This is a genomic window from Bacillus sp. FMQ74, assembly GCF_001875785.1.
Lineage (GTDB): Bacteria > Bacillota > Bacilli > Bacillales > Bacillaceae > Bacillus > Bacillus stercoris.
This window is the reverse complement of record NZ_MOEO01000018.1, coordinates 1-16,020: the sequence shown is the minus strand read 5'-3', so window position 1 is coordinate 16,020 and position 16,020 is coordinate 1. Positions and strand designations below refer to the sequence as shown.

The 16,020-nt window shown below is 36.7% G+C and carries 9 protein-coding genes; all 9 read left to right on the top strand.

The genetic code is table 11. The features are described from left to right. Positions 1–153 precede the first annotated feature (153 nt). The 9 genes from BLL41_RS20965 to BLL41_RS20925 all read left to right on the top strand — a co-directional run bounded on the left by BLL41_RS20965 (position 154) and on the right by BLL41_RS20925 (position 15,903). Entirely contained in the window at positions 154–837 is a 684-nt protein-coding gene (locus BLL41_RS20965) for an immunity protein (RefSeq protein WP_071579288.1), read from the top strand. Positions 838–890: 53 nt separating this feature from the next. Next, a complete protein-coding gene (gene cwlP, locus BLL41_RS20960; protein WP_071579287.1) occupies positions 891–7,781 on the top strand; it encodes a transglycosylase CwlP in 6,891 nt (2,296 codons plus the stop codon). Between the two features lie 43 nt (positions 7,782–7,824). Further along, positions 7,825–8,586 (top strand): distal tail protein Dit, encoded by a 762-nt coding sequence (locus BLL41_RS20955; RefSeq protein WP_071579286.1) that lies wholly within the window; start codon positions 7,825–7,827, stop codon positions 8,584–8,586. Between the two features lie 12 nt (positions 8,587–8,598). Beyond that, positions 8,599–11,241: a DUF7361 domain-containing protein gene (locus tag BLL41_RS20950; protein WP_071579285.1), complete on the top strand. Its 2,643-nt coding sequence runs from the start codon at positions 8,599–8,601 to the stop codon at positions 11,239–11,241. Positions 11,242–11,256: 15 nt separating this feature from the next. Further along, on the top strand, positions 11,257–12,078 hold the full coding sequence (locus BLL41_RS20945; protein WP_071579316.1) for a hypothetical protein: 822 nt from the start codon (positions 11,257–11,259) through the stop codon (positions 12,076–12,078). A gap of 36 nt (positions 12,079–12,114) precedes the next feature. Then, a complete protein-coding gene (locus tag BLL41_RS20940) occupies positions 12,115–14,049 on the top strand; it encodes a phosphodiester glycosidase family protein (RefSeq protein ID WP_071579284.1) in 1,935 nt (644 codons plus the stop codon). A gap of 174 nt (positions 14,050–14,223) precedes the next feature. Next, positions 14,224–15,327 (top strand): N-acetylmuramoyl-L-alanine amidase BlyA, encoded by a 1,104-nt coding sequence (gene blyA, locus BLL41_RS20935; RefSeq protein ID WP_071579283.1) that lies wholly within the window; start codon positions 14,224–14,226, stop codon positions 15,325–15,327. A gap of 86 nt (positions 15,328–15,413) precedes the next feature. Beyond that, positions 15,414–15,626: a BhlA/UviB family holin-like peptide gene (locus BLL41_RS20930; protein ID WP_071579282.1), complete on the top strand. Its 213-nt coding sequence runs from the start codon at positions 15,414–15,416 to the stop codon at positions 15,624–15,626. Between the two features lie 10 nt (positions 15,627–15,636). Then, positions 15,637–15,903, top strand: a complete 267-nt coding sequence (locus BLL41_RS20925) for a phage holin (protein ID WP_071579281.1) — start codon at positions 15,637–15,639, stop codon at positions 15,901–15,903. Positions 15,904–16,020: the final 117 nt, after the last annotated feature.

Below are 16,020 nucleotides of genomic sequence, written 5' to 3'. Positions count from 1 at the left end.
CCTTTCTAGTGAAGGGAAAATAATATTGATATATTAGAGAGCCATTTTTATAACAATAGATAGCAGGTAAAGGCACGTTCTATTCATCTCACTCTGTTCTAAACTTTTGGCAACAGTGGTATAATGTAGGAAAATGATACCGGCGGTGGTTGAATGGGATATAAGTTAATGGCTTATGGTGGCTATTTTTTATTCTGTCTTTTCTTTTTGTTAATGGATGGCTGGAGAGGCATGGGAATTTGCTTAATAATTGCAGGATTAGCCCTATTAGCACTTGAACCTTATAAAATTAAAAGCCAAAAACATATAGATAAACTAAAAGAAAATGCGGAAACACTTAAGCACTTCGACGTTGGTTTTAATCCAGACAATTTCTTTAATACTTACAAAACTAAAATTGCTTTTAAAGAATCTGATTCTCTTGTGAAAATATATCAGCTTAATAGAGATGAACATATTGAAGAATACACAGTCCCTTTTTCCAATATTATCGAATCCGAAATTACTTTAGACAATCAAATAATTTCCAAAGTATCAAAATCGGGAATCGTAGCTGGCGGCCTGTTAGCTGGTGGCATTGGAGCTGCAATTGGAGGGTTGTCTGCCTCTTCAATACAAAATGAAATGATCAAATCTGTCACGCTAAAGATTACTGTAGAAGACCTCAGTAAACCTATCCATTACATCGATTTTCTCCCTACACAAGAAGTTGAAGGATATAATACTCAGGGGTATAAAAAAGATAGTAATATCATTCAACAAGCACTTAAGAATGCTGAATATTGGCATGGTGTTATGGATGAAATTATTAAGAAAGCAAACAAAGTCGCTCAATAACTGAGTGGCTTTTTTCTTTGTCATCTCCCCTACTGAAAGGAAGTGATTCTTACTTGAGTCAAAACCTTAAAATTATACTAACCCCACAAGCTGATACCTCATCCAAAACTGTCGAACAGTTAAATCAGCAAATTAAATCTCTGGAAAAAAAACTCAACTCCCTCAAGCTCAATACAAACATTGATTCTACAACCTTAAAAGCTCTGCATGAATTCTCCTCTGCTGTCGACACATATCAGAAAAACCTAAAATCCTATAATCAAACAGTTAAAGAAACCTCAACAGTAATTAAGAATGCTGACGGATCAGTTGAAAAGCTCACCCAGCAGTATAAGAAAAATGGTGAGATACTTCAACGTGAAACAAAAATAATCAACAATCGTAATACAGCATTAAAGCAAGAAACTCAAGAGGTTAACAAGCTTACACAGGCCACTGAGAAACTAGGACAGGTTCAAAAAAAGACTGTGCAGAGAAATCTGCAAGGACAACCAACAAAGGTTGTGCAGAAAAATCGCCACGGATTCGATGATATTGTTTATACAACTGATCCTAAAACTAATTCGACCTCTTCAAAAACTACAACTAATTATGACCAACAAAGGAGAGCAATTGAGCAGCTTAAGCAAGATTTAGAGAAGCTTAGACAGCAAGGTATTGTTACCGATACGACCATCTCATCTCTTGGCCGAAAAATAAACACAGCTCAATCTGCTCAACAAATTGAAGCACTGCAAAATAAGATAAGGATGTTAGATGATAAATCTGCGGCAGTTGCGAAGAACAATGAATTAAAGAAAACCATTGAATTATATCAGAGACAGGCACAAGTAAATGTCCAAAACCTTAATACACGGTATGGCAGTTCCATGGGGTCTAGTAATAGACAAGCTGTTCAAGATTATTTGAATGCAGTAAATAGCCTTAACGTAAGTGCTGGAAGCAGTAATACAAGATCACAAATTCAAAGCTTGAATATGCAATTTAGAGAATTAGCCTCCAGTGCTCAAGCAGCTGCTAACCAAGCCTCTTCTTTTGGAGCAGAACTAACCCAAACCTTCAAAAGCATGTCCACCTATTTAATCTCCGGTTCTTTATTCTATGGAGCTATCTCCGGCCTTAAAGAAATGGTATCCCAGGCAGTAGAAATTGATACTCTCATGACAAATATTCGCCGTGTTATGAATGAGCCGGATTATAAATATAATGAACTTCTCCAAGAATCTATTGACTTAGGTAATACACTTTCGAATAAATTCGCAGATATTCTCCAAATGACAGGCGATTTTGGAAGAATGGGTTTTGACGAGAGTGAGCTTACCACGTTAACAAAAACCGCTCAAGTTCTTCAAAATGTCTCCGATTTAACACCCGATGATACAGTTAATACTCTTACGGCAGCAATGCTCAACTTTAATATTGCAGCAAATGATTCAATATCAATTGCAGATAAATTAAATGAGGTTGATAATAACTATGCTGTTACAACCCTCGATCTAGCGAATTCTATCCGTAAAGCAGGTTCAACTGCTTCTACATTCGGAGTCGAGTTAAATGATCTTATTGGTTACACAACCGCAATTGCTAGTACAACACGTGAATCAGGGAATATCGTCGGTAACTCTCTAAAGACAATTTTCGCACGAATTGGGAATAATCAAAGCTCAATTAAAGCATTAGATGAAATCGGTATTTCTGTCAAAACTGCTAGTGGAGAAGCTAAATCGGCAAGTGATTTAATTAGTGAAGTTGCTGGTAAGTGGGATACGCTTACTGATGCTCAAAAGCAAAATACTTCAATTGGAGTAGCAGGTATTTATCAGTTATCCCGTTTTAATGCAATGATGAACAACTTCTCTATTGCTCAGAATGCGGCTAAAACTGCTGCTAACTCAACAGGAAGTGCTTGGAGTGAGCAGCAAAAGTATGCTGATAGTCTACAAGCTAGGATAAATAAGCTTCAAAATAACTTTACTGAATTTGCTATTGCGGCTTCAGATGCTTTTATTAGCGACGGATTAATTGAATTCACTCAAGCCGCAGGTTCTTTGCTTAACGCTTCAACAGGAGTAATCAAATCAGTTGGGTTCCTACCTCCCCTTTTAGCTGCAGTAAGCACTGCAACCCTTTTGCTCAGTAAGAATACCCGCACATTAGCCAGCACCCTAATTTTGGGCACACGTGCAATGGGGCAAGAAACTTTAGCGACTGCTGGGCTAGAAGCTGGTATGACTCGTGCAGCAGTCGCCTCAAGAGTTCTAAAAACTGCTCTTCGAGGGTTGCTTGTTTCAACATTAGTTGGCGGTGCATTTGCTGCTTTAGGATGGGCGCTAGAATCATTGATTTCTTCTTTTGCAGAAGCTAAAAAAGCTAAAGATGATTTTGAGCAGAGCCAGCAAACCAATGTCGAAGCAATTACGACCAATAAAGACTCCACTGATAAACTAATACAGCAATATAAAGAGCTTCAAAAAGTTAAAGAGTCAAGATCTTTAACTTCAGATGAAGAGCAAGAATACCTTCAAGTCACTCAGCAATTAGCACAAACTTTCCCTGCATTAGTTAAAGGCTATGATTCTCAAGGAAATGCAATTCTTAAGACAAATAAAGAGCTTGAAAAAGCGATTGAGAATACTAAAGAGTATTTGGCTTTAAAGAAACAAGAAACAAGAGACAGCGCAAAGAAAACATTCGAAGACGCTTCTAAGGAAATTAAAAAGTCTAAGGATGAATTAAAGCAGTACAAACAAATAGCTGACTACAACGATAAAGGTAGACCTAAATGGGATCTCATTGCAGATGACGATGACTATAAGGTTGCAGCTGATAAAGCTAAACAAAGTATGCTCAAAGCTCAATCTGACATTGAGAGTGGAAATGCTAAAGTAAAAGATAGCGTCCTTTCAATTGCAAATGCTTATAGTTCAATTGATATCAGTAATACTTTAAAGACGAGTATTAGTGATGTTGTCAACAAACTTAACTTAAAAGATGATTTAGATCCTGAAGAATTAGAAAAATTCTCCTCTTCTTTAGGAAAGCTTCAAGAAAAAATGCAAAAAGCTTTAGATTCAGGCGATGAAAAAGCTTTCGATAACGCAAAAAAAGATCTTCAAAGTCTCTTAGAAACATACTCTAAATCCGATTCCTCTATTGATGTTTTTAAAATGAGCTTCGACAAAGCACAGAAGAACATAAAAGATGGAGATAAGAGCTTATCTTCCGTTAAATCTGAAGTTGGCGATTTGGGTGAGACGCTGGCAGAAGCAGGTAACCAGGCAGAAGATTTTGGTAAGAAGTTAAAAGAAGCTCTGGATGCAAATAGTGTCGATGATATTAAGGCAGCTATTAAAGAAATGTCAGATGCTATGCAGTTTGATTCCGTTCAAGATGCCTTAAATGGGGATATTTTTAATAACACCAAAGATCAAGTGGCTCCTCTCAATGATCTTCTAGAAAAAATGGCTGAAGGTAAAAGCATTTCTGCAAATGAAGCCAATACCCTTATTCAAAAAGATAAGGAACTTGCCAAGGCTATTAGCATCGAAAACGGCGTTGTGAAAATTAACCGTGATGAAGTTATCAAACAAAGAAAAGTTAAACTTGATGCTTATAACGACATGGTTACCTATAGCAATAAATTGATGAAAACTGAAGTTAACAACGCTATCAAAACTTTAAACGCTGATACCTTACGGATTGACAGCCTGAAAAAGCTACGAAAAGAACGAAAGCTTGATATGTCTGAGGCTGAACTTTCAGACTTAGAAGTTAAGTCAATTAATAATGTTGCAGATGCAAAAAAAGAACTTAAAAAGCTTGAAGAGAAAATGCTTCAACCTGGTGGATACTCCAATAGTCAAATTGAAGCAATGCAAAGCGTTAAATCAGCTTTAGAATCTTATATTTCTGCATCTGAAGAGGCCACCAGTACACAAGAAATGAATAAACAGGCACTTGTTGAAGCTGGAACATCGTTGGAGAATTGGACAGATCAACAAGAAAAAGCCAATGAAGAAACCAAGACTTCGATGTATGTTGTTGATAAATACAAGGAAGCACTAGAAAAAGTTAATGCTGAGATTGACAAGTACAACAAGCAGGTCAATGATTATCCAAAATACTCTCAGAAATATCGAGATGCAATTAAGAAAGAAATTAAAGCTCTTCAACAAAAGAAAAAGCTTATGCAGGAACAAGCTAAGCTGCTTAAAGATCAAATTAAATCCGGTAACATTACTCAATACGGTATTGTAACCTCTACAACTTCTTCTGGTGGAACCTCCTCCTCAACTGGTGGATCATATTCAGGCAAGTATTCAAGCTACATAAATTCAGCAGCTAGTAAATACAATGTTGACCCTGCCCTTATTGCAGCTGTAATTCAGCAAGAATCAGGGTTTAATGCTAAAGCACGATCTGGCGCAGGTGCTATGGGATTAATGCAACTGATGCCCGCAACAGCAAAAAGCTTAGGAGTAAATAACGCTTACGATCCTTATCAAAATGTTATGGGTGGAACAAAGTACCTCGCCCAACAACTTGAAAAGTTTGGCGGTAATGTTGAAAAAGCATTGGCTGCATATAATGCAGGGCCTGGTAACGTAATTAAATATGGTGGTATCCCTCCTTTTAAAGAAACACAGAATTACGTCAAGAAGATCATGTCCAACTACAGCAAATCCCTCTCCTCTGCAACTTCTTCAATCGCCAGCTATTATACAAATAATAGCGCTTTTAGGGTAAGTTCCAAATATGGACAACAGGAATCTGGTCTCCGCTCCACCCCACACAAAGGAACTGATTTTGCTGCAAAAGCAGGTACAGCAATTAAATCCCTTCAAAGTGGTAAAGTCCAAATTGCTGGCTACAGTAAAACTGCAGGTAACTGGGTTGTTATTAAACAGGATGATGGAACAGTTGCCAAGTACATGCACATGCTTAACACTCCTTCTGTTAAAACAGGTCAATCAGTTAAAGCCGGTCAAACTATTGGTAAAGTTGGCAGCACAGGGAACTCAACTGGGAACCATCTTCACCTACAAATTGAGCAAAATGGAAAAACAATCGATCCTGAAAAGTACATGCAAGGTATTGGAACTTCTATTTCAGATGCGTCACAAGCTGAGGCAGAACGGCAACAAGGGATAGCCCAGGCTAAATCTGATCTCCTCTCCCTTCAAGGAGATATCAGTTCAGTCAATGATCAGATTCAAGAACTTCAGTATGAACTAGTTCAATCTAAACTCGATGAGTTTGATAAAAGAATTGGGGATTTTGATGTTCGGATAGCTAAAGATGAATCAATGGCTAACCGATACACTTCTGACAGCAAGGAATTCCGCAAATACACCTCTGATCAGAAAAAAGCTGTGGCAGAGCAAGCTAAAATCCAACAACAAAAAGTTAATTGGATTCAAAAAGAAATAAAAACAAATAAAGCATTGAATTCCGCTCAACGTGCCCAGCTTCAAGAAGAGCTTAAACAAGCCAAGCTAGATTTAATTTCTGTTCAAGATCAGGTTCGTGAGCTACAGAAACAACTAGTTCAATCTAAAGTTGATGAGACACTCAAGTCAATTGAAAAGTCATCTTCTAAAACCCAAGGGAAAATTAAAGATGTTGATAATAAAATATCAATGACCGAAGAAGATGAAGACAAGGTTAAGTACTATAGCAAACAGATAAAGCTTATTCAGCAACAACAAAAGGAAGCCAAAAAATATATCAAACAGCTTGAAGAGCAAAAGAAAGCTGCGAAAGGTTTCCCTGACATCCAGGAACAGATCACTGAAGAAATCGAAAACTGGAAAGATAAACAGAAAGATTTTAACCTAGAGCTTTATAACACCAAGAAGTCGATCAAGGATATCTATAAATCATTGGCTGATGAAGTTGTATCCATCTACAAAGAGATGTACGAAAAAATGCGGGATATTGAGTTAGAAGCTCATCAGAAAGCAACACAAGATAAGATTGATGAGATCGACAAAGAAGACGAAGAAGCTAAGTATCAAAAGGAATTAAAGGAGAAAAACCAAGCAATACAGGAAACAAAAGATAAGATCAATAAACTTTCCATGGACGACTCCTCTGAGGCTAAGTCGCAAGTCAAAGACCTAGAGAAACAGCTTCAAGAACAACAGGAAGCTTTGGATGAGTATATTAAAGATCGTAGCAACACAAAACGGAAAGAAGCCCTTCAGGATCAGCTTGATAAAGATGAAGAGTCAATTAACAACAAGTACGATGACCTGGTAAATGATGAACGAGCATTCAAAAAGCTTGAAGATAAGCTTATGGATGGTAAAATCACTGATATCGCTAAACAGCTTAATGAATTCACCAAGTTCATAAACGAGAATATGAAGTCGATTGGGAAAAGTATTTCCAATAACTTGATTGATAAACTTAAGGACGCTGCCAGTGCATTAAATACCGTTACAACTGGAAATACAACAGGTAAAAAGGTGTCATCATTTGCTTCTGGTGGATATACAGGCACGGGACTTGGAGCAGGAAAGCTTGCATTCTTACATGACAAGGAACTTATTTTAAACAAGACAGATACTGAAAACATGCTGGAAGCAGTGAAACAAGTACGTCAAACGTCCACTGATAACTCGGTAAAGACTGCCTCTAAATGGGGTCAACCTGATAAAATTTCTGATGTTTTAAGTAAGAGTATTGCTCTTGTCACACCTGCTATGAATGCCGCAGTTTCTAGTCAAACAAATCTAACTAATGGTTTAATTCCAACTCTTAAGAACTTCTCGACCCCTACTGTTCCCCCTTCTACACCTCAAGGGAATACATCAAACAATCAGAACTCATTCACAATTAATGTAACAGAAGCTAGTAATGCTAAAGAGACTGCAAGCTTAGTGTACAAACAATTAGCAAATGGGCTTAAAAATACCGGACTAAATTTCAACATCACATGAGTCGGCTAAGATTGCCGGCTCTATTTATATTGGGGGTGAAAAATTGATTAGGCAGAGCCAATATTTCATGTTTGATAACGTTAAGTCAATCGACTACGGTGTTGAAAACGTTAATACAGAATCAGGGTTAGTTGAGGAATCTTTTTTGGGTTCACGATCGGTTAATGAAACTTATGTAAAAGGAAGATCAGAGCCATACACTGAAGGTGTCAAAAGAGAATCAAAACAATTCCCTTTAAATTTTTACGTTGGTGAAAATTATGATGAGAAAAAAATAAGGACAATTAAGCGTTGGCTAGATGTCGATGATTACAAGCCCTTAGCGTTCAGCGAAAATTTAGATATTGTATATTATGCAATGCCCGTGGACACCAGTGATTTAGTCCATAATGCAGCTAGACATGGATATGTTCGTTTGACAATGAAATGCAACTCCCCTTATGCATACAGTCGAAACACAAGTACCCACTCCTTTGATATATCATCAGGAATGAAAATCATTGAACTCCATAATAAAGGCGATGTTGCGATTTACCCTACTGTTGAAATTCTAAAAATTGGCGATGGCGATGTGAAAATCGAGAACCTAAGTGATTATACTGCCCCCTTTATTTTCAGTAATCTAAAAGACAGAGAAATGGTTAAAGTGAATGGCGTCAAAGAAATTATTGAATCGTCTTTATATGGGAATGAAAGATATGATGATTTTAATGACAATTATATTAGATTGGATTACGGAAAAAACCGATTAAAAGTGACCGGAAAATGCAAACTGAGATTCACTTTCAGATTTAAGTATCGATAAGAAGGTGAAAAATTGATAACTATTCGCAAGGACACAGAAATAAAAAACATACGCTTATCCCTTGCTAAGCCAGACAAGACTAAAATAGCCAACATTGATGAAGTTCTGAATCCAACTGTAACTTTAAATCATGGAAGCAGCGTTCACGAACTCTCCTTCTCTATTCCGCTTAAAGCAACCTATGATGGCATAATTAAAAGAAACCATGTTGTAGATTTACTCAAACCCTGGTATTTAATTAAAACTGAATTTTACGGGCTTACTGTTTGGTTTATTATTACTAAAAGAACTAAGTCACACAGTAGCGATATGGATACAATACAAGTTGAATGTAGGTCACTTCAACATGAATTAAGCAGAATGAGCGTTCTTAAATATGAGGAGACGTCTAAAAACCTACAGGAAGTAGTTACAGACTGCTTAAAACATACAAGCTGGACGATTGGATACATAGATACTCTCTTTAACATAAAACGAAGACAGTTTGATGTATCATCGACTAACAAGCTTGATTTCTTATATTCAATTTGCGAAAAGTTTGATGCAATTCCAGTCTTTGATACAGTAAAAGAAACTGTAAGCTTCTATAAAGAATCTGACATTTCCAAATACAAAGGCCTTAAACTTAACCCCCGACAGTATATGATTAGCATGGACGATTCGGATGATGCAGATGAATTAATAACAAGACTATATGCTACTGGAAAAGATGGTATCGGTATTAATTCAGTGAACCCAACTGGACAATCCTACATTGATGACTTTTCTTATTTCCTCTTCCCCTTTCAACGTGACGAACAACGAAATGTAATTTCCCACAGTGCTTATATGCCCGATGAACTTTGTCATGCAATTCTTGATTACAATGACCTTGTTAATAACGAAGGAAATGCGTTCAATAAACTTCTCACCAAAAAGAACGAAGCTGAGACTAGTTTAACCGAATTGAAAAATGAGCTTTACACCCTCGATCTTGAAGTCCAAAAGCTATTAGATCGAATTGAAGTTGCGAAGAAAGCTGGTGATGACACAAGTAAACTGAAAGCTGAACTTGTCGTAAAACAGAAAGCAGTTGCAGAAAAGAAAAACCAAATTGCTACGACTGAATCAACAATTTCTCAAATATCTGCTTCTATTTCTAAGCTTAAAGAAAAGCTTTCTTTTGAGAACAATTTTAGTGAAAATCAGCAAAAACTGCTCTCACGTTTCATTTCGACAACTGAGTGGTCAAATGACAGCATCTATGATGAGAATGAACTTTATGATGATGCCAACGAAGAACTCGAAAGCCGTAATACACCGCCAGTGAATGTAACACTCGATATAGTAAACTTTTTTAACTGTATTAGTGAAAAACATAACTGGGATAGGTTCAGTTTAGGAGACATAGTACGAGTTCAACAGAATGATTTAAATACCGATATTAAAGCCATACTTTCAGCAATAACAATTGATTTTGAACAACCAAATATTAGTGTCACTATAACAAATGGAAAAAGAGTTCAATCTGATTTTGAGAAAATAGTTAAGACCGTTTACAGAACAAACAAAATAAGTACTGAATTAAATAAAAGAAAGATTGAATGGGACAAAGTAACTGAAAACTTCAATATCCGAAATGACAGAATCTCAGTGCAGCCTGCACCCCCTACCATTACTTCTGATGGCACTGCAATTACCCATAAAGTAAATGATAATGGTTCAGTTGATATAACCATTCAGTGGAACTATGTTGATTCCGATGAAGACAAATACAACATTGATGGATTTGAGGTTTACTTACACGGTAGTGATGACAATGAGGAATACACATTTGGTTCTGTGCAAGCCAGTGAAAATTTACAAAATGTTAAATTTGACAGACGCACAGCCACTTTTACCGGATTACCTTCAAATATGTACTACACTATCGGTGTTCAAGCTTATCGAAGAGTAGATGCAGATATAGATATAAATCAGATTCTTCTTTCGGATATAGTTAAATCAAATCATCCTTCTGAAAACCCCTACCTCCCTTCTCCTTCTATCGAAGTAAAAGGAAGCCTTAGTGGAAAAGTTAATGGTCTCTATACAATCTCCACAGAAACTAAGCCAGAAGATCCAGAGACAGGGACAATTTGGATCAATCCCCAGAACAATAAACAAGAACTGTTTAACGGAGAAGAATGGATTGTCTCATCTGCAGGTTCAGCAGACTCCTTAAATGGTTTTACAGCTTCTACAACCACCTCGCCAAATTCAATACCAGTGCGCAATGAATTAGGAATTATTAGTGGTTCAATAGACGGCAATGCAGAGTTGTTAGGTGGACGAGCAGCATCAGATTATGCATTAGCTGAAAATATCCCTCTACCTCCTAAGTTCTCGAAGGGTATTTATATAGGAGACGGTACTCCAAGTAAACAAATCCCCCTCTCCTTTACTCCAGATTTAGTCAAAGTAACTCCAATTTCAACCGAAGACAGTATGCTGGTTATTGAAAGTCCTACAGGTGGTTATGCCTATCAATGTACAGCATCTGGTCTCTCTCTAATTGGCGGAGATTTAAGCTACGGAGCTTTAGGCGATAAAATCTTTTTAACTGGCTCAGATGAAAATTTTAGAGGAAACAAATTAAATGTCAAATATATATGGGAAGCTTACCAGCAAAATTAAACGGAGGTGATTAATCTGACCGACTTTGCTGAATTGTATAACGATCCAATTTTAAGTAAAAAAAGAAAAGGTTCAGTTGATGATCCCTATCTGACTTATAATGAGACATTAACTGTCTATAACGGCAGAGTACTTCTGACTGAGATTCCAAACAGAGAGTTTCGTGTCGAAGTTATAGGAAGTAACAAGGAATGGCGAGAAATTGAAGATGGAGAGCTTGAAGACAATTATTTTAAGGTTGATTACCTTATGGGTGTTGTCTTTTTTAATGTTTCAAATGAAGGAAAATCACTTACCTTTAATTATAGTGGCGAAGGTGCCTCCTTCTTCCCTGCCTCTCGAATTTGGATAAGGCGACAAGGGAATATGGTTATTGAAACTCTTCAAGGACTTATCGATGAAGCTGAAGATACAATAATTCGAATGAATGAACGTTTAGCTGAATGTGAACGAGTTACAAAACGATGCCAAGAAGTGACAGCCTGGTGTAGACAGGCCACATCAAATTATGAAGAAGTTGTAGAAAACACAAGAAAAATTTATAAACCATCTGTCTATACCTATTCAGATATTTTCACCTATTACCCAACCCCACAGATTGGTTGGACGGTGACTGTTAAAGAAACAAAAATCGTTTATCGATGGGATGGATTTGAGTGGGTAGATATTGGAACTTCCGAAGTATATGAAGGTTTTAATATACTCCTAAGCGCAACAGAACCATTTAATGCAAATTATATCTGGTATAAGGATGCCTCTTTTTCACCTGAGAAAAAACGAGTTGTTGTTTCAGATACAGCACCAGATTCAGGACAAGTATGGTACAAAACTGACTAAGATCCCCTCCGGGATCTTTTTTATTGGAGGAAAGTTATGGCTGGGTTTTATAGATATGATCAAAATTTAGATAAATATGTTCCGATGCCTGTTGAACTACTGGCTTCAGAAGGAGAAGAATACACCGCTCCTAAGATTACTCAGAAGTTTAACGAAGTAGAAACGAAAACAACAGAAATTTTAAACAAGGTATTAACTGATGACAGGTACTTTACAGTAACAAGCTCTTTTAAACAGGATACCACTCTCGGTATTGAGTACTATGTTACAAAGGTTACTCCTAAAACAACCGAAGCTAAAAAAAGTATGGTTCAAAAAACGTTTGCATATGACTTTGAAAAATCCATTGATCCCACTTCTTCTTATTTTGGTACAACAAATCGTGAAACAGTTTTAAGTATGGCCAAACGAAAAAGATCTGTTGTTGCAATAAACGCTAGTGGTTGGCGATCAAATGGTGAAGTCATGGGGCTTCAAATTAAAGACGGAGTTCTCTACAAAGATTATGACGCTGCTGGATACACAGGCGCTGAGGCTTGTGTATTTTTTGATGATGGAACTATGAAGGTTTACGGAAACAGAGAAGTTGATGCCGACATCCTAATTTCTAAAGGCGCACGAAACTCTTTTGCTTTTGGCATTTGGCTAGTTAAAGATTCTAAGCCAAGAACGGCTCAAATGACTACATGGGCAGATTTAAATGTTAAGCATCCTCGACAAGCCATTGGGCAAAGATCTGATGGTACACTAGTTATCATTACTGTAGATGGCCGTTCACTTCGATCCAGTGGTATTACGGCTTATGATATGCCATCTTTATTTTTATCTGAAGGCTGTGTTAATGCATTTCTTTTAGATGGTGGTGGAAGCTCTCAAACTGCTGTCGAAGGAAAATATATTAATAACATTAGTGATGGTATTGAACGTGCAGTGGTTGATACTTTAACAATTTCATATCCTGATGATGATACAGATAGCAGATTTTTTGAAGTTCAAGAAGGAAGAGGTTTGGCAACAAGTCTAAACAGACGTGTAGAGTTTATCGAATCCAAGCCTACTTGGAATGTATTAGATTTAGGCTTCTCACCAGATGGTTTAATCGATAATACAGCTAAGTTTAAAAAAGCCCTTAGTGATTTATCCGAAAAAGGTGGAGGGAAACTACATTTTCCGAAAGGCACATATTTAATCGGTAAACAGAACACAACTAGTGCTAGTGAAAAAATTGAACTCCCTCCAAATGTCTCAATTGTTGGTGAAAGAAGATCCTACACTAAACTCCTTCGAAATCCAAATCACTCACTTGATGAATTGCTGCGAATCACAGATCACAATTTTATAGAAGGCATTGAAATTGATGGCAATAGCAGTGTAAATAAGAGTAGCTGCCGATTGATCGCAGGCGGAAATATAAAATCGTTTAAAATGAAAGACTGCAGCTTGGTTAATGCTACAGACCGAGGAGTGAGTATTCACGGGATCGGCAAGTCTATAACGATTGAAGGAATGTATATTTCCAATATAGCCAACGAATGCATTAACGTTGCTGAAGGAGAAATTATTAAACTAATTGACTCTGAGATCACATTTAGCGGTACTGCCCTTTGGGTGGGTAATGCTGCAAATATCTTCACTAAGAATAACCTCGCAAAATCCTTAAAAACCTTCGTCCGGTATAAAAACTCTCAAAATGCAATTTGCTCAGGAAACATTATCACTAATAATATTGATCGCGCAATTTGGGGATCTGTAAGAGAAGCTATTTTCTCTGATAATGTTTTCAAGCAATGCCACTCTGATTATCACCTTTACTTTATTCAAGAAGACACTGGGACAAACGATTTAATTGTAACTGGGAATTCAGTTTACAGTGATGTTGAAGGAACAGCTTTTATTAGAACTCCATCAGATATAGACAGAAGACGAGTGTCGGGTAACGTTGGTAATATTCCTAGCTTGAACTTGGATTAAGACTAAAGGAACAATAAAGGTGGTGGTTACGTTCTAGATAAAATATAGATTTTATTCAAAATACATACTTGAAAGACAGAAATAACAAGAGCATACGTCAGATAAAAGAGAGATTGGGTTTAGTCCCCTTCTCTCTTTTTTGTGCTCAAATTTAATTATTAGGAGAGATGTTTTTTGTCAGCTTATACAAATAATTATATTCCAGTAAACAAGTATACTCGACCTGGTTTAAAGTTAAATGGTGTTAAGAAGCTAGTTGTTCATTACACAGCAAATCCGGGCGCCGGCGCAGATAATCATCGAAGATACTTCAGCAATGCACAAGTTTATGCATCAGCTCACATTTTCGTAGATAAGACTGAAGCAATTTGTATCATTCCGTTAAATGAAGTAGCTTACCATGCTAATGATATTCAGCAAAGAGATAGTGCCGGAAATCCTTATCGAGGAGTTGCTGCACTGAAACCAAATGCTAACTTCTTATCTATTGGGGTTGAGATGTGCCTTGAAAAAGACGGTTCATTCCATTCGGAAACAGTTGAAAGAACCGAGGATGTGTTCGTTGAATTATGTAATAAGTTTGGTTTAGATCCTATTGATGATATTGTTCGTCATTATGACATCACCCATAAGAATTGCCCTGCACCATGGGTATCTAACAGCCAAAAATTTGTAGACTTTAAAAATCGAGTAAAGGCAAAAATGTCAGGCAAAACTGTTTCAAAAACTTCTCCATCCAAACCAACAACCTCCTCCCCTTCCTCTTCATCAGCAGCAAGTGGTTCCCTTAAATCAAAAGTTGATAGCCTTCGTTTCTACTCAAAACCATCTTGGGAAGATAAAGATGTTGTCGGTACAGTAAATAAAGGCATTGGATTCCCTACAGTTGTTGAGAAAGTTAAAGTCGGATCTGCGTATCAATACAAAGTTAAGAACTCTAAAGGCGCTACGTATTACATCACTGCCTCTGACAAATATGTCGATGTTACAGGATCAGTGAAAACCTCTTCACCTTCCCCTAAAACAACATCAACTTCTTCAAGTTCCTCATCTATTAAATCGGTAGGAAAAATTAAAATTGTTGGTGTATCAAGCGCAGCAATCGTAATGGACAAACCTGATCGAAATAGTTCAAAAAATTTTGGTACAGTCAAGCTTGGAAGCACTATTTCAATTTCTGGTTCAGTTAAAGGTAAAAACAATTCCAAAGGTTACTGGGAAGTTATCTATAAAGGTAAACGAGGATACATCTCAGGACAGTTCGGTTCAAAAATCTAATTATACTCAATTATCTCGGAGGATATTTGTTGATCTAATGTATCAGTAAATATCCTTTTCTATGGTACTAAGGTGGTGAACATTTTATGGAAATGGATATAACACAATATTTAATTACCCAGGGGCCATTTGCTGTATTATTTTGTTGGCTACTTTTCTACGTAATGAAAACTAGTAAGGAAAGAGAGTCGAAACTTTATGATCAAATCGATTCTCAAAACGAAGTGCTGGGTAAATTCAGTGAAAAGTACGATGTTGTAATCGAAAAGCTAGATAAAATCGAACAAAATTTTAAGTAGGAGGAATTCAATGTTTGAGAATATTGATAAAGGCACAATTGTTAGGACTCTTTTACTCGCAATAGCTTTACTCAATCAAATAATGATGATGCTGGGTAAAACAGCATTCATCATTAACGAAGAGGACATAAATGATTTATATGATTGTTTATATACAATTTTCACTATCGTCTTTACAACCAGTACTACTACTGTAGCATGGTTCAAAAACAATTACGTAACTGCTAAAGGACAAAAACAAAAACAAGTTCTAAAAAAAGAGAACTTGTTTAAATAAATTCGGATTACCTGTGTAACCCTCCTACAAGGCGGGTTACTTCTTTTTAAAAATATAAATGTTGATTTTGTTTTAATTTCTTGCTTTTGATAATTAATTTCAGACCTATACCAAATA

Bases quoted from the DNA above. Each gene is read 5' to 3' on its own strand.
- BLL41_RS20965 (WP_071579288.1), top strand. From the start codon at position 154: ATGGGATATAAGTTAATGGCTTATGGTGGCTATTTTTTATTCTGTCTT.
- BLL41_RS20940 (WP_071579284.1), top strand. From the start codon at position 12,115: ATGGCTGGGTTTTATAGATATGATCAAAATTTAGATAAATATGTTCCG.
- BLL41_RS20925 (WP_071579281.1), top strand. From the start codon at position 15,637: ATGTTTGAGAATATTGATAAAGGCACAATTGTTAGGACTCTTTTACTC.
- BLL41_RS20930 (WP_071579282.1), top strand. From the start codon at position 15,414: ATGGAAATGGATATAACACAATATTTAATTACCCAGGGGCCATTTGCT.